The organism is Streptomyces botrytidirepellens, assembly GCF_003721215.1.
GTDB classification, from domain to species: domain Bacteria; phylum Actinomycetota; class Actinomycetes; order Streptomycetales; family Streptomycetaceae; genus Streptomyces; species Streptomyces himastatinicus.
Map to the genome: position 1 here is coordinate 19,908 of NZ_RIBZ01000884.1, position 21,761 is coordinate 41,668.

Genomic DNA, 21,761 nt, shown 5'->3' on the forward strand with positions numbered 1-21,761 from the left:
GTCATCTCGCCACCGCCGCGCAGTAGCCCTCGTCGGTGGCGAGGAGGCGGCGATGGGTGTCCTCGGCGGTGATGACGCCGTCGTCCAGCACGAGGACACGGTCGGCGGCGTCCAGGAGGGCCGGGCTGCTGGTGATCACGACGGTGGTGCGGCCCCGGCGCAGCTTCGCCACGTTGCGCGCGATGAGCTGCTCGGTCACCGCGTCGACCGCTGTCGTCGGGTCGTGCAGGACGAGGACGTCGGTGTCGGCCGCCAAGGCCCGTGCCAGGGACAGCCGTTGGCGCTGACCGCCCGAGAGGTTCGCACCGCGGTCGCGGACACCGTAGTCGAGTCCTTCGCGGTGGAGGGCGACGACGTCGGTCAGCATGGACGCCTCGACGGCCTCGGGCACCATGCGGCTGGTGCCCGACGGGTCGATGTTCGTCCGGAGGGTGCCCGCGAAGATCTCCCCGTCGTACGGGTTCACCAGCAGGTACCCGCGGACCTCCTCGATCGACAGGTCCGCCAGCTCCTCCCCGCCGACCCGCACCACGCCCTCGTACGCGCCGGGCGGGACGTTCACGGCCAGCACCGACGCCAGGTCGGCCGCCGCGCGCGGCTGGTAGGCGGCGATGGCCACGAACTCGCCCGCGGCCACCGTGAACTTCAGCCTGCGCAGGGACCCGTACCGGACGCAGTCGACGTCGAGGTCCCCGCCCGCGGCCGGGTGCCCCGGCCCGGGGGCCGTCACCGGCGGCGCGGCCAGCACCAGCGCCATCCGCTCGGCCGAGGCGCGCGCCATCATCACGTACTTCGGCATCTCCGAGAACAACTTGAGGGGCTCCATGATGAACTGCGCCAGCCCCACGGCCATGACGAGTTCCCCGATGTTGATCCGGCCGCTCCACGCCAGCGAACCCGCCGTGAGGGTCACGGCGGCGGCGAGGACCGCGTTGAGGGCCAGCGCGGTGCCCGCGTACACGCCGTTCACCTTGGCGACCGTGATGGCCTGGTGCTTCGCCTCCGTGCTGACCTTGCGGTAGGAGCGGAACGCCGCGTGGTTGCCGCCGAAGCCGTGCAGCGGGCGCAGGCCGGTGATCAGGTCGGCGACCTTCGCGCCCGCCCGCGCCACCCGGGCCTGCTGTTCGCGGGTGCTGGAGCCGATCCGCTTGGACAGCACGCTCAGGACCGACAGGATCGCGACGGTTCCCACGATCACCAGCAGGCCGAGCCGGACGTCGGCCAGGCCCAGCGCGACCGCCGCGACGAGCACCGCGACCAGCGAGCTGATCAGCAGCGGCACCACCTCGATGATGTCGGCGGTCTGGTCGGCGTCCTCGGTGGCGATGGTCAGCACCTCGCCGGACTTGAGGTCCATGTCCCTGGCCACCGGCTGGAGGCCGCAGCCCGCGACCTTCACCCGCCAGCGGTGCGCTTCGGTGGTGTTGGCCTTCTGGAGGATGCGCATCCCGAACCGCCACGACAGCGACACCGTCGTGATGATCACTGCCAGCGCCGCGATCGACAGGCCGAGCGCGCCGAGGTTCCGGTCCCGCATCGTGTGCTCCACGATCAGGCCGAGCGCGATGGGGAAGGCGGTCTCACCGGCCTGGTACAGGCCCATGAGGACGGTGCCCCCGGCCATGGCGCCGATGTTGCGGCGCAGGGCGGTCCGGAGGATGTCGGACCCCGGACGGGGCCGCTGCGTGGGCTGCGCGTGCTGCGCGTCAGGAGTTGTCATCGAGATGGCGGGCCATCGCTTCCGGGGTTCGCAGGGTGAACAGGTCTCGGATCGTGATCACGGGGCCGTACTCCCGGCGGAGCAGCCCGATCAGCCGCACCGCCAGCATGGAGTGCCCTCCCAGGGACACGAAGTCGCTCACCGCGCTCACCTCGTCGTCGTCCAGGTCCAGTGCCTCGGCGAAGAACTCGCACACCACGATCTCGGTCTCCGTCGCCGGTGCCCGCTCCCCCGCCGTGGTCAGCGCGCCCAGCGGCTTGGCCTCCGGCAGTGCCTTGGTGTCGGCCTTCCCGTTGACCGTGAGCGGGATGCTGTCGACCTGGGCGTAGTGCGTCGGGCGCAGGAAGTCCGGCAGCCCGGCGCCCACCTCGGACGCCACCGCCGCCAGCTCCGCCCCCTCCAGCACCAGATAGGCGGCCAGCCGGTACGCGCCGTCGACCTGCGGGTCGGGCTGGGCGACCGCGGCGACGAACCGCACCGCCGGATGTGCCGCGAAGGCGGCCTCGACCTCGCCCGGTTCGACCCGGTGCCCCCGGATCTTGACCTGCTGGTCGGTGCGGCCCAGGTACATCAGGTTGCCATCGGGCCGCCGGACCACCAGGTCCCCCGTGCGGTACATGCGCTCGCCGGGTGCGCCGAACGGGCACGCCACGAAGCGGTGGGCGGTCTGGGCGGGCTGCCCGAGATAGCCGCGCGCGATGCCGATGCCCGCCACGTACAGCTCACCGGGGACTCCGTCCGGAAGCGGCCGCAGCCACGGGTCCAGTACGTAGACATCGGTGTTGTCGATGGCCACGCCCACCACCGGGTCCTCGCACTCGAAGGTGCCGACGCCGAGGGTGTTGATGGTGTACTCGGTGGGTCCGTACAGGTTGTAGCCGACCGTCCCCTCGGTCTCGGCGAGCCGCTGCCACAGCGTCGGCGTGACGGCCTCGCCGCCCAGCAGCACCAGCGGCGGACGCCGATCCGGACGGTCCAACAGGCCCTCGGCGACGAGCTGTTGGGCATAGGTCGGGGTCACGTTGATGACGTCGATGCCGTGCTCCAGGCAGTACTCGACCAGTCGGGGCGCGTCACGGCGCAACTCCTCGTCGCAGATGTGCACCTCGTGCCCGTCGGCGAGCCACAGCAGTTCCTCCCACGACATGTCGAACGCGAACGACACGGTGTGCGCGATCCGGAAGACCCGGTGGCCGTGCTCGGCCAGCACCGGTTCGAAGATCCGGCGCTGGTGGTTGATCAGCATGTTGGTGAGCCCGGCGTACTCGGTCACCACGCCCTTGGGCTTCCCGGTCGATCCGGAGGTGTAGATCGTGTACGCGGGGTGCCGCAGCCGGTCCGGGTCGTCCGGCGCGAACGTCACGTACGGCTCGGCCTCGGGCAGCGGACGGTCCAGCTCGATCAGCTCGCCCGTCAGCCGGGGCGACACGGCGCTCACCGTGAGGATCACCTCCGGGCGGGCGTCCGCGACGATCGCGGCGATCCGCTCGTCCGGGTGGTCCAGCTCCAGCGGCACATACGCGGCGCCGACGCGCAGCACGGCGAACAGGCCCACGATCGAGTCGAGGGAGCGCGGGATCGCGAGACCCACGGTCGTCTCGGGGCCGATGCCGCGCCGCGCGAGCGCACCGGCCACGGCGCGGCTGCGGTCCCGCAGCTCGGCGAAGGTCATGGTCGAGCCGTGGGCGACGAGCGCCACCCGCCCCGGGTCGCGGTCCGCCGCCTGGTCGAACCGGTCGACCACGGTGTCCGTGCCGATGTCCGTCCGCTCCCCCCGCGCGGGCTCCGGGCCCAGGCCGCGCAGCGCGCCGACCGGCCCGGTGGCGCGGACCAGGTCTTCGAGCACGCGCAGATAGTCGCCGAGGAGACGACGGGCGTTCGCGGTGTCCTCGTCGCGGTACTCCAGCTTGACCGTGAGCCGGTCGCCGGGGGTGACGACCCAGGTGAACGGGTAGTGGGTGGAGTCGTCGGCCTTCACCGAGGTGATGCCGTGCCGGGCGTTCATCTCGGCGAACGCGTCCATGTCCAGGAAGTTCTGGAGCACGAACAGGTTGTCGAACAGGGTGTCGTGCCCGCTGGCCCGCTGGATCTCGCCGAGCCCCAGGTGCTCGTGCTCCATCGCCTCGACCCTGGCCGCCTGGACGGCCGACAGATACGCGCCGACCGTGTCGTCCGGCCGGGCCCGCGTCCACATCGGCACGGTGTTGAGCAGCACGCCGACGATGGTGTCCAGGCCCTCGCCCTCACGGCCGGAGACGGTCACGCCGAACACGGCGTCGCTGCGGCCCGTATGGGCGCCGAGCAGGAGGCCGAACGCGCCGGTCAGCACCGAGTTCAGCGTGACGCCGTGCGCCCTGGCCGCGTCCCGCAGCAGCTCCGACAGCTCGGCGGGCAGCGTGTGCACGAGCGTGGCCGGGAGGTCGTCGGTGAGGGACGGCGCCGGCCCGGCGAGCAGCGTCGGGCCGGGGAGCCCGGCCAGGTGCTCCGCCCAGAAGCGCTCCGATACGGCGGAGTCCCTGGCGTCGAGCGCCCGGGCGTGGTCCTCGAAGCTCGGCGTGGCCGGGGTCGGTTCGGGCAACTCGCCCGCGAGGACGGCTTGATAGGCGTCGAACAGCTCCCGCAGCACGATCTCGCGGGACCAGCCGTCCCACAGCAGCAGGTGGTAGCTGAGCAGCAGCCCGTCGCGGTCGTCGGGCAGCCGCACCACGGTCAGCCGGATCAGCGGCGGCTCCCCCGGATCGAATCCGGTGTCGCGGTCCCGGGCACGCAGGGCATCGACTTCCGCGTCCGTGGCGAGGGTGACCGTGCGGACGTCGACCCGCCGCCCCGCCCCCAGCACCTGGACTGGGTTTCCGTCGGTGTCGGTGGCGAATCCGGCGCCCACGACCGGATACCGCGCGATGACGTACGCCATCGCCTCGGCCAGCGCGTCGGTGTCCAGGCGCCGGTCGAAGGTGAACCAGCTCTGCGCGACATAGTGTCCGGCCGAGCCCGCCATCTGCGCCTGGAAGAACAGGCCCCGCTGGAGCGGGGTGACCGGTGCGGTGCGCTCGGCCGTCACGGAGGCGTCCGCGAGGTGTTCCAGCGCGCTGCGCCAGTGCTCGGCGATCTCGTCCGGGATGCCCTCGGTGAGGGTGAAGTCCGCGTGCAGACTTCCGGTGGCCGCGTCGGTCCAGGCGTTGACCTCGACGGCGTACGGGCTGCCCTGGTCACGGCCGGTGATGCGCGGCGCCTGGGACTCGCCGCCCCGGCCGAGATAGTTGAACAGCACCTGCGGGCGGGCGTTCAGCAGCGGGGCCGTCTGCGGGTTGAGGTACCTGAGCTGCCCGTAGGCGAGGTGTCCGCGCTCGTCCGGCTGGCGTTCGGCCACCTCGTACGCCGCCGCGACGGGGTCGGTGTGCGCGCTGAGGCGTACGGGCGCGATGGAGGTGAACCAGCCGACGGTGCGGGTGTAGTCGTGGTGTTCCAGCGCCGGGACCCGGCCGTGCCGCTCCAGCTCGATCGCGAGGTCGGTGGGCGACGGCTGGACGCGGGTCAGCGCGGTGCGCAGGGCGCCGCACAGCAGCTCGGTGAGTCCGACACCGAGGGTCGCGGGCGCGGTGCGCGTCACGCGGTCGCTCACGTCGGGCGCGAGCACGACGGTGGTCTCGCGCAACTCCCCGACGGCTGGCAGGAGTTGGGGCGCGGCGAGCGTGGTGAGCCACGTCCCGAGGCCGTCGATGGCCTGGGCGGACTGGAGGGTCAGCGCCTCGGCGTACTCGGCGTACGACGTGGTCGGCGGCGCCAGAGGCTCCCCGCGCAGGGCGGTGGCCAGGTCGTCCAGCAGGATCAGCCAGGACACCGCGTCGACGGCGAGGTGGTGCGCGGTGACCACCAGGGTCCGGCTCGCCTCCTGCCACGAGAACGCGACCACGTTCCCGGACGCGGGGTCGAGCCGTCCGGCGGCCTCGTTCGCCGCCTCCGTCACGTCGGTGGTGTCCGTCGTCACGACGGTGACCTCGCGGGCGGGCTCGGTGCGCAGGGCCCACACCCCGTGCTCGACGCGCAGCCGCAGCCGGAGGGCCGGGTGCGCGGCCACGACGGCGTTCGCGGCGCGCTCGACGTCGGCGAGCCCGGTGCCCTCGGGCGCCACCAGCCTTCTGGCCTGGGCGAACCGGGAGAGCGATCCGCCCAGTTCCCGCTGGCGCAGGATGATCGGCGTCGGCGGGAGCGGGCCGTCCGCGCGGCGGACAGAGGCGGGAGCCTCGGCCTTCGGGGTACGTGTTCCCAGGTGCTCGGCGAGCGCGCGCGGCGTCCTGTGGAGGAACACGTCGCGTGGCACGATCGGCAGGCCGAGCGCCCTGGCCCGGTTGATCACGGTGATGGCGACGATGCTGTCGCCCCCGGCCCGGAAGAAGTCGGTGTCGCCGTCGACGGCAGACTCGGGCAGCGTCTCGGTGAAGATGCCGGTCAGCGCGGCGAGCGCGTCGTCGCTCGCCGCCACCGGGGTGTCGTCCTGTGCGGCGCGCTCGATCAGGGCCTTGCGGTCCAGCTTGCCGTTGACCGTCAGCGGCAGAGCGTCGACCGGCAGCACCCGCCCCGGCACCATGTGCACGGGCAGCTTCGTGGACAGCGACTCGACGAAGTCATCCGGCACCCGGCCCACGACGTGCGCGACCAGGTGGTCGCCGCCGTCCGCCACCGTGACGGCCACGTCCACCACACCGTCGAGTTCCCTGACCGCCGATTCCACCTCGCCCAACTCGATGCGGAAACCCTTGAGTTGGACCTGATCGTCGGCGCGGCCGGTGAACTCCAGCTCGCCGTCGAGGGTGCGGACGGCGAGGTCGCCCGTGTGGTACATGCGGGAGCCGTCGCCCGCGAACGGGTCGGCCACGAACCGGCCCGCGGTGAGCCCCGGCCTGCCCAGGTAGCCGAGCGACACCTGATCACCGGCGACGTAGATGGCGCCCACCCGGCCCGGCGGCACCGGCCGGAGCCGGTCGTCGAGCAGATAGGTGACCAGGCCCGGAATCGGGCCGCCGATCGGGCTGACGTCGTCACCGCCGCCGAAGTCCTCGTCGGTCAGCACCCGGTGGGTGACATGGACGGTGGTCTCGGTGATGCCGTACATGTTGACCAGCTCGGGCGATCCGGTGCCGTGCCGCTCGACCCAGCCGCGCAGCCGCCCGAGGTCCAGTGCCTCGCCGCCGAAGATGATCCGGCGCAGTGCGGGCAACGGCTCACCGGCATGCCGGTCGGCCTCGATGAACTGGTAGAACGCCGACGGGGTCTGGTTGAGCACGGTCACTCCGCGCTCGCGGACCAGCCGGTGGAAGTCGACCGGCGAGCGGGTCAGCCTGTACTCCGGCACCAGCAGCTCACCACCGTGCGCCAGCGCGCCCCACAGCTCCCATACGGCGAAGTCGAAGGAGAAGGAGTGGAACTGCACCCATACGTCGTGCGTGCCGAAGTCCATGTCGGAGCGCGTGTTCGCGAGCAGCGACACCACGCTGGAGTGCGGGACGACGACTCCCTTGGGCCGGCCGGTCGATCCGGATGTGTAGATCACGTACGCGGGGTCGTGCCACCCGGGCTCGGGACCGGGCTCGGTGGAGGCCCGCGGCAGTTCGTCTCCCTGTACCAGCACCCGGGCCCGCACACCCGCCCGGGTCAGCAGCCGGGTGAAGCGGTCGCGCTGCTCACGGTCCACCAGGACGACCTGCGGGGCGGCGTCGGCGAGGAGGTACTCCAGCCGCTCGTCCGGGTACGCCAGGTCCAGCGGTACGTACGCACCGCCCGCGCTGACGATCGCGACCAGGGCGACAACCTGCTCGACGGAGCGCGGGACGGCGACGGCTACCCGCAGGCCCGGCCCGACCCCGGCCGCGCGCAGGACCGAGGCCAGCTCGTTCTTCGCGTCCGCCAGTTCGCCGTAGGTGAGTGACCGGGTGCCGCCGTCGAGGTCGCACCGGGTGACGGCGGTGGCGGCCGGGTCGCGGCGCGCGGCGGCGTCGAACAGCGCGCCCAGGGTCGTCGGGGTGACCGGCGCCGCGGGACGCCGGGCGTCGCCCTCCGGCGCCAGGTCATCGACCGGGGCGTCCGGCCGGGTGAGCAGGCCGGTGAGGGTCCGGGTGAACGTGCGCAGAATCGACCGGGCGGTCGCCTCCCGCAGCAGGGCGCCGTCGTAGATCAGGTTGAAGCGCGGACGCCCGTCGAGCGCGCGCTCGACCACCAGTGTCAACGGGTAGTGCGGGGCACCCTCGTTGACGATGTCGGCAATGACCAGCGTGTCGTCGGGCCGCCGCAGCGCGTCCACATCGGTCGCCACGTCGAACACCACCAGGGTGTCGAACAGCGTGCCCGCACCGGCCTGACGGCCGATCCTCGCCAGCGAGACATGCTGGTGCGGCAGCACCGCGCTCTGGTGTTCCCGCACGGCGGCGAGCAGCTCGCGGGCCGTGGTGGTACCGGCCCACCGGGCGCGCACGGGGATCGTGTTGATGAACAGACCCACCATGTCCTCGATGCCGGGCACCTCCGCGTCCCGCCCGGACACCGTGGAACCGAACACCACGTCCCTGCCGTGCAGGATGCCGCCCAGGGTCACCGCCCAGGCGCTGTGCACGGCCACGCTCAGCGGCACACCGGCCGCGCGGACCGCCGCTTCGATGTCGTCCTCCGGCACGACGGCGGTGTCGGCGAACCGGTCGGACGGGGTGTGCCCCTCAGCGATCAGCGAGGGCCCGGGCAGCTCGGCGAGCTGATCGCGCCACACCCGGTCGCTCTCGTCGTCGTCGCGTCCGGCGAGGTGGCGTACGTAGTCGGGGAAGCCGCCGCGCGGGTACCCGCTCCCCGGCGCGTGGTACTCGGCCAGCAGCGCACGGAGCATGGGCGGCACCGACCAGCCGTCGGCGATGATGTGGTGCACGGTCTGCACCAGGATGTTCCGTCCGGAGCCCCCGCGGATGAGCGTGTAGCGCATCAGCGGACCGGTGGCCAGGTCGAAACCGGCGCGGCGGTCCCGCTCGGCCAGGGCGCGGATCTCGTCGTCGGTGATGCCGGGGCGGTCCAGCGTGGTGAAGGGCGCCTCCGCACCGCTCTCCAGCACGGAGACCACGCGGCCGTCAGCGAGGGCCGTGAACCGCGCGGCCAGGTTCGGGTAGAGCGTGAGCAGCCGGGTGGCCGCCGCCGCGAGCCGGTCGGCGTCCACCTCGCCGTCCAGCGTCAGCAGCTGCTGCTCGACGTACGCGCCCGCCGAGTCGTCGTCGAAGACCGAGTGGAAGTACAGGCCCTCCTGCAACGGGGTCAGCGGCAGGATGTCGCGCAGCGCCGGGCCGTCGAGGGCGTCGACGTCGGCCTGGGTCAGCGCCACCGCGCCGAAGTCACTGGGAGAGTGGCCGCCCCGGTCGAGCGCGGCCAGCCCGGCCAGGACCTCCTGGAAGTACGTGCCGAGAGTCGCGATGTCCTCGTCGGTGAACATCCCGCCGGGCCAGGAGATGGCGGTGGTCAGTTCGTACGCACCGGTCGCGGCGGGTTCGGTGATCGCGTTGAACTCCAGGGCGCGGGGCAGGCGCATCCTCGGGTCGCGCTTCTCGCCCAATTGTCCGGTGGCACCGGTGAGTTGCCATTCCCCGGAGGCGCCAGCGTCGAAGCGGCCCAGGTAGTTGAAGAGCACCTGCGGGGCGGGCGCGTCGAACTCGGTGCCGTGCAGATACCGCAGGGCGCCGTAGGACACGCCGTTGCCCGGCACCCGGGCCAGGTCTTCCTTGACTGCCTTCAGCGCGGCGGCCAGATACGCGGGCGCGGTGAAATCGGCTGCCGCGCCGGGGTCCACGGTCACCGGGAACAGGGTGGTGAACCAGCCCACGGTCCGCGAGAGCTCCGGTTCGAATCCGGCGGCGTCCGCCACGAACCGTCCCTCGCGGCCGTGGCCCTCCAGTTCGATGTGCGCGAACGTCTGGTCCTGTCCGAGGTCGCGGCGCCACCGGGCGAGGGTGACGGCGAGCGCGGTCAGCAGCACATCGTTGACCCCGGCGTGGAACTTCGCGGGGATATCGCCCAGCAGCGCGGCCGTGACCTCGGCGCCGACCGAGACGGTCCGCACCCGCTCCCCCGCCACGGTGTCGGCCTCGGACAGCGCGCGCCTGCCCACCGGCCCGTCCGGTCCCGGCAGGGGACGCCGGTAGTAGGCGCGATCCGCGTCGAACGCGGCCTGCTCCAGCAACTGCGTCCAGCGCCGGAACGACGTGCCCACCCCGGGCAGCTCGATCGGCGCGCCCGAGGCGAACTGCCGCCAGGCGGTGGCCAGGTCGTCCATGAGGACGCGCCAGGACACGCCGTCGATCACCACGTGGTGGACGACCACGACCAGCTGCCGTTGCTCGCGTCGCCAGACGGCACGCAGCATCACGCCGCCCGCCGGGTCCAGCCCATCGGTGGCGAGCGCGACACATTCGTCGAGTGGCCGGTCGCTCTCCTGCCACAAAGCCTGCCGTGACGCGACGGCCCGACCCGCCTCCGGGATGTCGAAACTCCAGCGGTCGCCGCGCACCAGCCTGGCGCGCAGCATGTCGTGCCGCCCGACCACGGCGGTGAGGATCGCGTCGAGGGCGTCGGCGGTCAGGTCCGCGGGGGTGTTCAGCACGACCGACTGCACGAAGCCGTCGATCGCGTCCGTGGTCTCGCCGAGCCACTGCACGATGGGCGACCCCACGACGGCACCGGTCGCGACATCGCCGTGGTCCACGGTGGCGGTGTCCTCGTCGAGCGCCACCGCCGCCAGCGCCCCCACGGTGCTGTGGGTGAAGATGTGCCGTGCCGTGAGGTGGAGCCCTGCGTCACGCACCGCGCTCAGCAGCGAGATCGCCAGCAGACTGTCGCCGCCGAGCTGGAAGAAGTCCTGGTCGACGCCGACCTCGTCCAGCCGCAGCACCTTGGCGACCGCCGCGCACACCACGCGCTCGTTCTCGGTGGTGGGCGGGACGAGCGCGCCCCGCCCGATCTCGGGCTCCGGCAGCGCGCGGCGGTCGAGCTTGCCGTTCGCGGTGAGCGGGAACTCCTTCATGACGACGACGTGGGCGGGCACCATGTACTCCACCATGTGCTCGGCGGCCCACGCCCTGATCTCGTCCGCGCGCAGCTCCTCGCTCCCGGCGGCCGGGATCACGTACCCCACCAGGTAGGTGCCGCCCGCCGCGTTCTTCTTCGCGACGACGCAGGTGTGCCGCACCCCGGGGTGCTCGGCGAGACCGACCTCGACGTCCTCGATCTCCAGCCGCATGCCGCGGATCTTGATCTGGTTGTCGGCCCGGCCGAGGAAGTCCAGCGATCCGTCGGGGGCGAACCGCGCGAGGTCACCGGTCCGGTACAGCCGGGACCCGTCCGTCGCGAAGGGGTTGGCCACGAACCGGGACGCCGTCAGGCCGGGCGCGCCGATGTACCCGCGCCCCAGCAGGAACCCTCCCACGTACAGTTCGCCGCCGACCCCGACCGGAACCGGGCGCAGTTCGTCGTCCAGCACGTACAGCTGGGTGTTGGGGTTCGCCTTGCCGATCGATGTCGACAGGCGCTCCGCGGCACCCCGGTAGATGACGTGGGAGACGCCGATCGTCGTCTCGGCCGGGCCGTAGCCGTGGTACAGCGGGATGTCGAGCCGGGTGCGGAACCGCTCGTACAGCTCCGGGGTCAGCACCTCGCCGCCGCACCACACGTGCCGCAGGCTGTCCAGCCGTCCGGAGTCGCCCGCCATCTCCAGCAGCACGTCCAGCATGGACGACACGAGGTAGGTGAAGGTGACGCGCTGCTCGTCGATGACGCTCAGCAGATGGTGCGGATCGCGTTCGCCGCCGGGGCGCAGGACCACCAGCCGGCCGCCGGACACCAGCGGCAGGAAGATCTCGTTGATGGAGATGTCGAACGACAGCGGCGCCTTGAACAGCGACGCGTCGTCGTGGCCGAAGCCCAGGATCTCGTTGACCTGCCACAGCAGGCGCTCGCTGATCGCCTCGTGCCGGATCATCGCGCCCTTGGGCCGCCCGGTCGAACCGGACGTGAAGATCACGTAGGCCAGGGCGCTGCCGGGGACGGTGACCCCGGTGCCCTCCGCGGGGCAGGAACCGTAGCGCCAGTCGCCGAGGTCGACGGCCACGGCTTCCGGTTCACCCGGGGCGGGTTCGCCCGAGTCGTTGAGCTGCATCACGACCCCGGCGTCGTCGATGACGACGGCGCGGCGCGCGGCGGGCCACTGAGGATCGAGCGGTACGAACGCGCCCCCGGCCTGGAGGACGCCGAGCAGCCCGATCACCATGTCGGCGGAGCGGCCGAGGGAGATGCCGACGACCTGTTCGGGGCGGAGTCCGCGGTCCAGCAGATGGTGCGCCAGCCCGCCCGCCAGCCCGGCCGCCTCACGGTAGGTCAGCGAGCGGTGCTCGTCGACGATGGCGATGGCGTCCGGCCTGGTCCGCGCCTGCTCGTGGAACATCTCCACGATGGTCGGGCGGCCCCGGTCGGCGTGGGTGTCGTTCCACTGGGCCAGGGTGTCGAGCCTCGCCGCGACGCCGGACGGGCCGATGGTGCCGAGGGGCCGGTCCGGGAAGTCGGCCAGGTCGTCCAGCGCGAGCTGCGTGTCGGCCGCTACGACGCCCTCCGGGACGGTGATGCTCCGGCCGTCCGCGCCGACCTCCCACTCGCCGGGCGTGGCACCGCCGTTGTCGACCCATCCGAGGACGTCGGCGAACAGGGTGGTGGGGGTGAGGTCGATGCCGTCGGGGCTGCGGCCCGTCGCCCAGTACGACAGCCCGATGGCGCACGCCGCGGCGATGGTCCGGTCGGAGAAGTCACCGGTCCGGCGGCGTACGTCGGCAACGCGCGTGGGAGACAGCAGGACGCGACGAGCGCTCGGTTCCCTCATCGAAGACTCGGCCATCGGAGACTCAGCATTCCTTCCGCGTCATGAAAACCTCACCTGAATCCGGGGGCTGAATCCGGAAGCGCCCCGGGGGCCTAGCTGCCTTCGCGCCAGGCCCGCCACAGCCGCGCGTACCGCCCGCCCAGGGCCACCAGCTCCTCGTGCGTCCCTTGCTCCACCACGCGTCCCGCGTCCAGCACCGCGATCCGGTCCGCCGCCATCGCCTGGGTCAGCCGGTGCGCCACGAACAGCGTGGTCCGGCCCGAGCACGCGGCCAGCACGGCCCGGTCCAGTTCGGCGGCGCCCTCGCTGCCCGCCTCCGCGGTCGACTCGTCGAGCACCACCACCGGCGACCGGCCCAGCACCAGCCGGGCCAGGGCGATCTGGGCGACCTTGGTGACGTCCAGCCGCTCGCCGCCCTCGCCGACCATGGTGTTCAGCCCGTCGGGCAGCGCGTCGACCCACCCGTCGGCGCCGACCGTGCGCAACGCGTCCATCAGCTCGGCGTCGGTCGCCCCGGGCGCGGCCAGCCGCAGGTCGTCGGCGAGCGGACCGGAGAACACGTGGGTGTCCTGCGTCAGGATGCTCACCAGGGCCCGGGCCCCGGCCTCGTCCAGACCGGCGAGGTCGGTCGGCCCGATGTGCACCGATCCGGCCTGCGGGGTTCCGATGCCCGCGATGAGCGCGGCCAGGGTGGTCTTGCCCGCGCCCGTCGCGCCCACCAGCGCGAGCGAACCACCGGCCGGAATGGTCAGGTTGACGTCCCGGAGGACGGTCTCCTCGGCGTCGGGATAGCGGTACGTCAGCCCCGTGACCGTCACCGGGTGCGGCACGGCGTCCGCCGGTGCGACGGGCGCGCCGCCCACCAGCCGGTCCTCCGCGCCCTCCCCCAGCACCCCGACCAGGCGGGTCAGGCTCGCGCCCGACTTCTGCGCCTCGTCGAAGGTGAACATGATGGAGCCAAGCGGGGTGAACAGCCGGTGGAACATCAGCGGGGCCGACGACACCTCGCCCAGGCTGGCTGCATCGGCCTCCAGCAGGGCGTACCCCACCACGATGATCAGGACCAGCCCGATGAACTCGGCGCGGTTCTCCCTGCCGACGAACCGGCCGAAGAACCGGAACACGTCGATGCCGAGGTTCCGCACCCGCCACGACTCGCTGGTGACCTTCTCGCGGAAGGCGCCCTCCAGCCGGTACGCCCGGACCGTGTCGATCCCGTTCAGGCCGCTGATCAGCGCCTGTGCGCGGTCCGCCTGGGCCGCCCGCTGCTTCTGGTAGAGCGGGGCGGAGCGGGGCAGGTACCAGCGCAGGGCCAGCGCGTACGCGGGCAGCGCACCGGCGCCCGCCAGGCCGAGCCGCCAGTCCAGCCCGAACATGCCGACCGTGGCGATGACGACCAGCACGCCCGCCGAGAACACCGTGGGGACGGCCGTGCGGATGCCCTTGGAGAGCACGGCCACGTCGTCACCGACCCGGGACAGCACGTCTCCCCTGCCGACCTGCTCGATCCGTGCGCTCGGCATCCCCAGCACCGCGCGGACGGCGCCTTCCCGCAGCCGCGCGAGCAGATCCGCGCCCAGCCGCCCGATCAGATACGTCGACGCCGCGGTGGCCGCCGCGCCGAGCAGCGCGGCGGCCCCCATCAGCACCCCGATCGTGACCAGGGCCGAGCGCGGTTCGCCCTCGACCACCCCGTCGACCACCCGGCCGAGCAGGAGCACCGGGAGCACCTGGAGCGCCGCCCCGGCCACCGTGGTGAGCACGGTGGCGGCCGTCAGCCAGGGCACCTCGCGGCAGTGCGCCGTGACCCATCGGGTGGCCACGCGTCCGGTGGCCGTGCGCAGGGTGGCCGGGGCCGGGGTGGCACGCGCGTCGGTGACGCTCACCCCCGGCCGGCCGACGTGACGAGCTGGTCGATCGCGTACGGCAGGGACAGCAGGGTGCTCTGGGACATGGCCGCGCCGACGGCCGGGCCCTCGCTGTCCAGCAGGTACGACACCTTGCCCTTCTTCACGGCGTCCAGGTTGGTGAACAGCTTGAACTTCTTCAGCGCCCGCTGGTCCGCCTTGTCGTTGATGACGAAGACGCGGTCGACGTCGACCAGGTCGACGCGCTCGGGGGAAAGGACGGTGAAGAACTTCCCGTCCGCGACCTTGTCGATCTCGTTCTGGTAGGCGAAGCCGATGCCCGTCACCAGCCGTCCGCGCACATCGGTGGAGGTGAACGGCGCCACCGAGTTCTCGTACCAGGACAGCGCGACAGCCTTCTGGTCGGCGAACTTCGGATGGGCCTTCTTGGCCGCGCCGAGCTTGTCCTGGATGCCCTGCACCAGCTCGGTGCCCTCGTCCTCCTTGCCCAGCGCCTTGGCGATCTGCACCGCGTTGTCCTGCCAGGGGGCGCTGAACGGCTCCTTCTCGCCCTTGGTGCGGCCCACGGTCGGGGCGATCTTGGAGAGCTTGTCGTAGGCGGCCTTGTCGATCTCGGAGTACACCGCCACGATCAGGTCCGGCCGCAGGGCGGCGATCTTCTCGTAGTCGGGGCCGGAGTCGCCGTTCTTCATGACGACCTCGGGCCGGGTGTCGCCCCACTTGTCCTTCACCCAGGGCCACTGGGTGTTGATGTCGGGCTTCTTGCCCGCCGGGTTCGGGTACTGGTCGACCATGCCGACCGGCTTCACGCCGAGCGCCAGCATGGCCTGGTCGTCCGTGTAGCCCACGGAGACCACCCGCTCGGGCGCCTGGCTGATCTTCGTGGATCCGAACGCGTGCTCCACGGTGACCGGGAAGGCGCCGGATGCGGCGGCCGGTGCGTCGTCGTTCGACTCGTCCGCCGAGTCGGAACCACATCCCGCGAGGAGGCCGACGCCGAGGGCCGCGGCGGAGAGTGCCGCCGCTAACCGCCGCCAGGGCGCCATACGCGTCGTTCTGTGGAGGACCATCCGGAATCCCTTGCTGTCGCGCTGTCCGTTACGCCCCGGTCTCAGGGCAGCCACACTTTATCCCGGGCAAGTGAGGCTAGCCTAGCCTTACTTGCACATTCCTTTACGGGATCTGGTCGAGCTGAACGTGGGTGCGGCCGATCGGCACGATGAGCGGCCGGTCGCCCACCGGGTCGTCAACCACCGCGGCACGCAACCCGAATGCCTCGTCCAGCAGCTCGGCCGTGATCACGTCGCGCGGATGTCCCTGCGCCAGGATCGAACCCGCCCGCATCACGATGAGGTTGTCGCTGTACCGCGTGGCCAGGTTGAGGTCGTGCAGCACCATCACCACGGTGCAGCCCGACTCGTGCAGGTCGTCCACCAGGTCGAGCACGTCGATGGCGTGCGCCAGATCCAGGTACGTGGTCGGTTCGTCGAGGAGCAGCAGATCGGTGCCCTGGGCCAGGGTCATCGAGATCCACACGCGCTGGCGCTGCCCGCCGGACAGCGAGTCGACCGGGCGGTCCGCCAGGTCCGACACCCCGGTCATGGCCAGCGCACGCTCCACGACACCGGCGTCGTCCGACGACCACTGCCGCAGCCAACTCTGGTGCGGATGACGGCCCCTGGCGACCAGGTCGGCCACCGTCAGCCCCTCCGGCGCGACCGGGGCCTGCGGCAGCAGGCCCAGCTTCTTCGCCACGTCCCTGGTCCTGAGCCCCGCGATGTCCTCGCCGTCCAGCACGACGCTCCCCCTGGACGGCTTGAGCAACCGCGTCAGGGTGCGCAGCAGGGTGGATTTTCCGCAGCCGTTGGGGCCGATGATCGTGGTGATCACGCCCGGCGGGATCGCCACGTCCAGGCCGTCGATGACGTTCCGGCCGCCGTACCCGACCGTGACGTCCTTGGCCGCCAGCCGTGCGAGGCCCTGGGCCCCGGACTCGATCTCGGTGATGCACTCGGCGCTCACACGTCCCCCTGTATTCAGGATTGCCCAATTGCTTGCCATCTATCTGAGGTTCGCCCGCACCAGCAGATAGACGAGGAAGGGGCCGCCGATCGCGGCGGTGACCACGCCGACCGGGAGAGCGATCGGCAGTGCCGTGCGCGCCACCAGATCCGCACCGATCAGCAGCAGCGCGCCCACCAGGCCGGAGGCCACCATCGGCGGCGTCGGACACCTGGCCAGACGCATCGCCACCTGCGGCGCCACCAGCGCGACGAACGGGACCGGGCCCGCCGCGCTCACCGCCACACCGGCCAGCAGCACCGCGCACAGCAGCAGGACGGCCCGTACCGCCGTGTACCGGACGCCCAGGCCCGCGGCGACCTCGTCGCCCAAGTGCAGCGGCTTGAACTGGAACGCGACGCAGGACACGACGACCAGAAGGACGAGCGTGCACCACAGGGCCGTCCGGACCTCGTCCCACGACCGGTCGTCCAGCGAGCCGACCAGCCACGCCTGCGCCCGGGCCACGTCCTTGATGTCGGCCGTGACCAGCAGCCATGTCGTGATCGCCTCCATCACGGCGCTCACCGAGATGCCGATGAGGATGAGCCGGAAGCCGTCGATCCCGCGCCGCCACGCCAGGAAGTACACCAACAGACCCGTGCCGAGTCCGCCCGCGAGCGCCGCCGCGGACAGGCCCACGGTGCTTTCCACCGCCGCGGCGGCCCCGCCCGACACCGTCACCAGGAACACCGAGACGGCCTGGGCGCCGCCGGTGATCCCCAGAATGTCCGGGCTGGCCAGCGGATTGCGCGCGATGGACTGCGTCAGGGCCCCGGACACCCCCAGCGCGATCCCCACGACCAGCCCGGCCAGGGCACGGGGCATCCGCAGGTCCATGATGACGAACTGGTCGACGCGCTCGCCCCCGCCGAGGACCGTGGCGATCACCCGGGACAGCCCGATGGGGAACTCCCCGACGCCGATGGACAGGCAGAACACCAGAAAGGTCGCCGCCACCAGCAGCAACGTCACGCCGACGAGCCAGGGCCGCCACACGAACGACACCTGGCCGAGCCGCACACCGGGCGCGACCACCGATCGCTTCACCTCTGTTCCGCTCATGCGTCCCTGAACTTTCCGCGCCACACCAGAACCGCGAAGAACGGGGCGCCCAGAAGCGCCACGACCACACCCGCCTCCAACTCCCCCGGCCTCACCACCAAACGGCCCACGATGTCGCAGACCAGGAGGACGACGGCCCCGAGCAGACCCGCGTACGGCACCAGCCAGCGATAGTCCGGCCCGGTCAGATACCGCGCCACATGGGCCACCATGAGCCCGAGGAACGCGATGGGTCCGCACGCCGCCGTCGCCGCGCCCGCCAGCAGGGTGATGGCGACGATGCCGACGGTCCGGCTCAGCGCGATGTTCACGCCGAGCCCCCGCGCCACGTCGTCCCCCAGGTTGAGCAGGTTGATGGCGGGCAGCGTGGTCAGTGCCAGCACCAGCCCGACCGCGATGAACGCGGCCACCGGCCAGATGACGTCGAATCCGACCCCGGCCACGGAGCCCGCGTTCCAGAACCGCAAGGCGTTCAGCGACTTCTGGTCCGACAGCGCGACCGCCGTGGTCATCGCCGCCAGGAACACCGTGATCCCCTGCCCGGCCAGGGCGAGCGTCAGCGGATTGCCGGCGCCCCGGCCGATGCTCGCCAGCCCGAACACCACGACACCGGCGACCGCCGCCCCCAGGAAGGCGAACCAGACGTACTGGAACGGGTCGGCGAGCCCGAACACGGCGATCACCGACACCACCGCGAACGAGGCCCCGGAGTTCACCCCCAGCAGGCCCGTGTCCGCGATCGGGTTGCGCGTGTATCCCTGGATCAGCGCCCCGCCGACCCCCAGCGCGATGCCTGCCACGATCCCGAGCATCGTCCGGGGCACCCGCACCGTCCGCACGATGAGCCTGATCTCGGTGAGCCGCTGGTCGGGGTCCGGCCCGGCGAACAGCCCGTGCCACACCTCGGCCGGACTCAACGCGCGCGCACCGACGGCCAGCGACACCGCCGCCACGGCCACGAGGACCAGGACGAGCGCGCCCAGACCCACCCCCCGCCGCCGACGGACCTGCGTGGTGCCCCCGGATACGGGGCGTTCGATTGCAGTTGTGCCCATGTCTCAGTACGTCGTCCCTACCGCGCCGGGCTGCCGACTCCGTCGGCGACCGGCCGGGCCTGACGGGAAGCGGAGGTGACGCCCCGGTCGAGGAGCGAGTCCAGGATCTCGCCGACCCTGATCGCGGTGTTGGACAGCAGGGACGAGGTGATGCCGTGCGTGTGCTCCGTTCCGCCCTGGAGATAGATGCCGCAGCGCAGGGCGGGGTCGGTCGCGATGCGGTAGTCGCGCTCGACGCGGACGCGGCCCTCGTCGTCGCGGAGGCAGCGGTCGGCCACTTCGCCGAGGAGGCCGATGGGGTCGACGGGGCCGTAGCCGGTGGCGAAGACCACGACGTCCGCGTCCAGGAAGGTCTCCTCGCCGGTGACGAGGGACCTCACGGTGGCACGGACCTGGGCGGGGGTCTCCTTGACGTCGGTCAGCCGGGACACGTTGAGGAAGCGCAGCCGCTCGGCGCCGAGGACCTTCTCCCGGTAGCTCTGCCGGTACAGGTCGTCGATCAGGTCGATGTCCACCACGGAGTAGTTGGTGTTGCCGTGGTAGTCCATCAGCTGCCGCTTGACGTCGTCGGGCGCGGCGAAGTAGTCGTCGACCGCCTCGGGGTCGAAGATCCGGTTGGCGAAGCCGCTGTCGTCGGCGGGGCTGTAGCCGTAGCGGGAGAAGACCGCGCAGACCTCGGCCCCGGGAAAGCGGCGGTGCAGGTACGCGACGTTCTCGGCGGCGCTCTGCCCGGCGCCCACGACGATGAACCGGGAGGGCGACGTGCCCTCCAGACCATCGGCCTTCGCCAGCAGTTCGGAGGTGTGCCAGACGCGGTCACCGCGCTCCACGCCCTCCGGCATGAGGGGGCGCAGCCCGGTGCCGATGACGAGGTTGCGGGCCCGGTGGACCTCGAGCCCCTCCCCCGACCGGACCGTCACGTCCAGGTACTCCACGGCCCCGTCACGGACGACGGGCGCGACGCCGACGACTTCGTGGCCGTAGGACACCATGTCCTCGACCTTGGCCGCGGCCCACTCGAAGTAGTCGTGGAACTCCACGCGCAGCGGGAAGAGGTTCTTGTGGTTGATGAAGTCGATCAGCCGGCCCTTGCTCTGCAAGTAGCAGAGGAAGCTGAACTCGCTGGCCGGGTTCCGCAGCGTCACCAGGTCCTTGAGGAAGGACACCTGCATGGTCGCGTCGTCGATCAGCATGCCACGGTGCCAGCCGAAGCGCGGCTGCTGCTCGAAGAAGTGAGCGCTGATCGCCTCGTGTCCGCCGACGCGTGCGTTGTGCTCACCGAGTGCGATCGCCATGGCCACGTTGGACGGCCCGAAGCCGATGCCAATGAGGTCGTGGACCGGTAAGTCGCGGACCGGCAATGCGTCACCAGGAAGAACCCGTGACATGTCACTCCCATCGTGCGGGGCAATCACCTGTCAGGCGTGCGGAAGGTGCGAAGGGTGGGCACGCCGACGGAACGGCACGCTCACAACTTAGGCGAGCCTAAGCTAAACCCGCGGGGCTGTCGATAGGTCACGACGGGGAATCAGATGTCCGCACCCGCCAACTGAGGGATCACATAGGTTCGTTGCGGAATAAGGTAAGCCTTGCTTTACTTTCCCCCGGTCATCCCCTGCTTCGAGGAGGAACCCCATGCGGGTCGTCATGTTCGGTTACCAGACCTGGGGGCACCGCACCCTGCAAGCCCTCCTGGACTCCGAACACGACGTCTTACTGGTCGTGACGCACCCCAAGAGCGAGCACGCGTACGAGAAGATCTGGAGCGACTCCGTCGCCGACCTCGCCGAGGAACACGGCGTGCCCGTGCTGATCCGCAACCGCCCCGATGACGACGAGTTGTTCGAGCGCCTCAAGGAGGCCGACCCGGACATCATCGTGGCGAACAACTGGCGCACCTGGATCCCGCCACGCATCTTCGACCTGCCCCGCCGCGGCACGCTGAACGTCCACGACTCGCTGCTCCCGAAGTACGCCGGATTCTCCCCGCTGATCTGGGCCCTGATCAACGGCGAGTCCGAAGTGGGCGTCACCGCGCACATGATGAACGACGAACTCGACGCCGGTGACATCGTCCGGCAGGAGGCGGTCCCGGTCGGCCCGAAGGACACCGCCACCGACCTCTTCCACAAGACCGTCGACCTCATCGCCCCCGTCACGATCGGCGCGCTCGACCTCATCGCCACCGGACAGACGGAGTTCACCCAGCAGGACCGCTCCCAGGCGAGCTTCTTCCACAAGCGCTCCGTCGAGGACATCCGCATCGACTGGACCTGGCCCGCGGAAGACCTCGAACGCCTGGTGCGCGCCCAGTCCGAGCCATACCCCAGCACCTACGCCTTCCACAAGGGCAAGCGCCTCGAGATCCTGGCCGCTGTCGTGTCCGAGGGCCGGTACGGCGGCACTCCCGGCCGCATCTTCTACCGCGAGGGCGACGGCGTCGTGATCGTCGCCGGAGCCGACGCACGCACCGGCCGCAACCACGGCCTGGCCATCACCCGCGTACGCACCGAGGACGGCCACGAGATGGCCGCCACCGAGTACTTCACCTCCATGGGCGGCTACCTGACCAGCCACGCCTGAGTTCGGGCACGTCGGGAGGGGTCCCGGGACCGCCGGGTTAGAAACTCCGGGCAGCACCCCCTGGAGAACCGGAGGTTCCATTGATGAGTACGGGCATGCGCCGGCGCGCCGCGACGACGGTCGTGACGCTGACGATGGCGGGCGCACTGGGAGTCGGCCTGATGACGCCGGTGGCGCACGGGGCCGGGCACGGGGCCTGCTACGACGGGCGGTGCACCATCACCGTGTCGAAGCCCCGGACCATCAAGGTCAACAGCCACAAGTTCGGGTTCGGGACGCTGAAGGTCACCCACATCAGCTCCCGGACCGTGAAGTTCTCGGCGACCAGCGGTGGAACGCGCCTGGGCGGCAGCACCAGTCCGGGCGGGACCGTCAAGCTCAACAACCTGAAGATCTGGGTGAAGTCGGCCTCCGGCCACAAGGCCAGGCTCGCCCTGTTCCCCACGCGGTACTAGGTCCCCCGACAGGCCGTGGCCCCGTACCCGCTCGGAGCGGGTACGGGGCGACGGTTGTCAGGT

General features: G+C 71.5%; 10 protein-coding genes. 2 read left to right on the forward strand and 8 right to left on the reverse strand.

Features of this window, described 5'->3' with window-relative positions; all coding sequences use genetic code 11:
- Position 1: 1 nt before the first annotated feature.
- The 8 genes from EEJ42_RS49570 to EEJ42_RS49605 form a co-directional block, all read right to left on the reverse strand.
- Complete coding sequence (locus tag EEJ42_RS49570) at positions 2 to 1,720, reverse strand: ABC transporter ATP-binding protein (RefSeq protein ID WP_123108706.1); 1,719 nt, start codon at positions 1,718 to 1,720, stop codon at positions 2 to 4.
- Complete coding sequence (locus EEJ42_RS49575) at positions 1,707 to 12,611, reverse strand: non-ribosomal peptide synthetase (RefSeq protein ID WP_123108721.1); 10,905 nt, start codon at positions 12,609 to 12,611, stop codon at positions 1,707 to 1,709. Before EEJ42_RS49575 ends, EEJ42_RS49570 begins: the two co-directional genes overlap by 14 nt.
- Positions 12,612 to 12,703: 92 nt before the next feature.
- Positions 12,704 to 14,497 carry an ABC transporter ATP-binding protein gene (locus EEJ42_RS49580; protein ID WP_123108707.1) on the reverse strand — a complete coding sequence of 598 codons (1,794 nt, stop codon included), beginning with the start codon at positions 14,495 to 14,497 and terminating at the stop codon, positions 12,704 to 12,706.
- Positions 14,494 to 15,549, reverse strand: a complete 1,056-nt coding sequence (locus EEJ42_RS49585) for an iron-siderophore ABC transporter substrate-binding protein (RefSeq protein WP_123108708.1) — start codon at positions 15,547 to 15,549, stop codon at positions 14,494 to 14,496. The genes EEJ42_RS49580 and EEJ42_RS49585 overlap by 4 nt, the downstream gene beginning before the upstream one ends.
- Positions 15,550 to 15,652: 103 nt before the next feature.
- The gene (locus EEJ42_RS49590) at positions 15,653 to 16,501 is read right to left on the reverse strand and encodes an ABC transporter ATP-binding protein (protein WP_123108709.1); all 849 of its coding nucleotides are present in this window, start codon (positions 16,499 to 16,501) and stop codon (positions 15,653 to 15,655) included.
- 39 nt (positions 16,502 to 16,540) lie between these two features.
- Positions 16,541 to 17,605 carry a FecCD family ABC transporter permease gene (locus EEJ42_RS49595; RefSeq protein WP_123108710.1) on the reverse strand — a complete coding sequence of 355 codons (1,065 nt, stop codon included), beginning with the start codon at positions 17,603 to 17,605 and terminating at the stop codon, positions 16,541 to 16,543.
- Positions 17,602 to 18,660: a FecCD family ABC transporter permease gene (locus tag EEJ42_RS49600; RefSeq protein WP_123108711.1), complete on the reverse strand. Its 1,059-nt coding sequence runs from the start codon at positions 18,658 to 18,660 to the stop codon at positions 17,602 to 17,604. Before EEJ42_RS49600 ends, EEJ42_RS49595 begins: the two co-directional genes overlap by 4 nt.
- A 17-nt stretch (positions 18,661 to 18,677) precedes the next feature.
- On the reverse strand, positions 18,678 to 20,048 hold the full coding sequence (locus tag EEJ42_RS49605) for a lysine N(6)-hydroxylase/L-ornithine N(5)-oxygenase family protein (RefSeq protein WP_123108712.1): 1,371 nt from the start codon (positions 20,046 to 20,048) through the stop codon (positions 18,678 to 18,680).
- Positions 20,049 to 20,295: 247 nt separating this feature from the next.
- Here EEJ42_RS49605 and EEJ42_RS49610 point away from each other — a divergent pair, with 247 nt between their 5' ends.
- Both EEJ42_RS49610 and EEJ42_RS49615 read left to right on the forward strand, forming a co-directional pair.
- Positions 20,296 to 21,243, forward strand: coding sequence for a methionyl-tRNA formyltransferase (locus tag EEJ42_RS49610; RefSeq protein ID WP_123108713.1), 948 nt, complete (start codon positions 20,296 to 20,298; stop codon positions 21,241 to 21,243).
- An 83-nt stretch (positions 21,244 to 21,326) separates the two neighbouring features.
- A complete protein-coding gene (locus tag EEJ42_RS49615) occupies positions 21,327 to 21,698 on the forward strand; it encodes a hypothetical protein (RefSeq protein WP_123108714.1) in 372 nt (123 codons plus the stop codon).
- Positions 21,699 to 21,761: the final 63 nt, after the last annotated feature.

Bases quoted from the DNA above. Each gene is read 5' to 3' on its own strand.
- EEJ42_RS49570 (WP_123108706.1), bottom strand. From the start codon at position 1,720: ATGACAACTCCTGACGCGCAGCACGCGCAGCCCACGCAGCGGCCCCGT.
- EEJ42_RS49575 (WP_123108721.1), bottom strand. From the start codon at position 12,611: ATGAGGGAACCGAGCGCTCGTCGCGTCCTGCTGTCTCCCACGCGCGTT.
- EEJ42_RS49585 (WP_123108708.1), bottom strand. From the start codon at position 15,549: ATGGTCCTCCACAGAACGACGCGTATGGCGCCCTGGCGGCGGTTAGCG.
- EEJ42_RS49595 (WP_123108710.1), bottom strand. From the start codon at position 17,605: ATGAGCGGAACAGAGGTGAAGCGATCGGTGGTCGCGCCCGGTGTGCGG.
- EEJ42_RS49600 (WP_123108711.1), bottom strand. From the start codon at position 18,660: ATGGGCACAACTGCAATCGAACGCCCCGTATCCGGGGGCACCACGCAG.
- EEJ42_RS49605 (WP_123108712.1), bottom strand. From the start codon at position 20,048: ATGTCACGGGTTCTTCCTGGTGACGCATTGCCGGTCCGCGACTTACCG.
- EEJ42_RS49610 (WP_123108713.1), top strand. From the start codon at position 20,296: ATGCGGGTCGTCATGTTCGGTTACCAGACCTGGGGGCACCGCACCCTG.
- EEJ42_RS49615 (WP_123108714.1), top strand. From the start codon at position 21,327: ATGAGTACGGGCATGCGCCGGCGCGCCGCGACGACGGTCGTGACGCTG.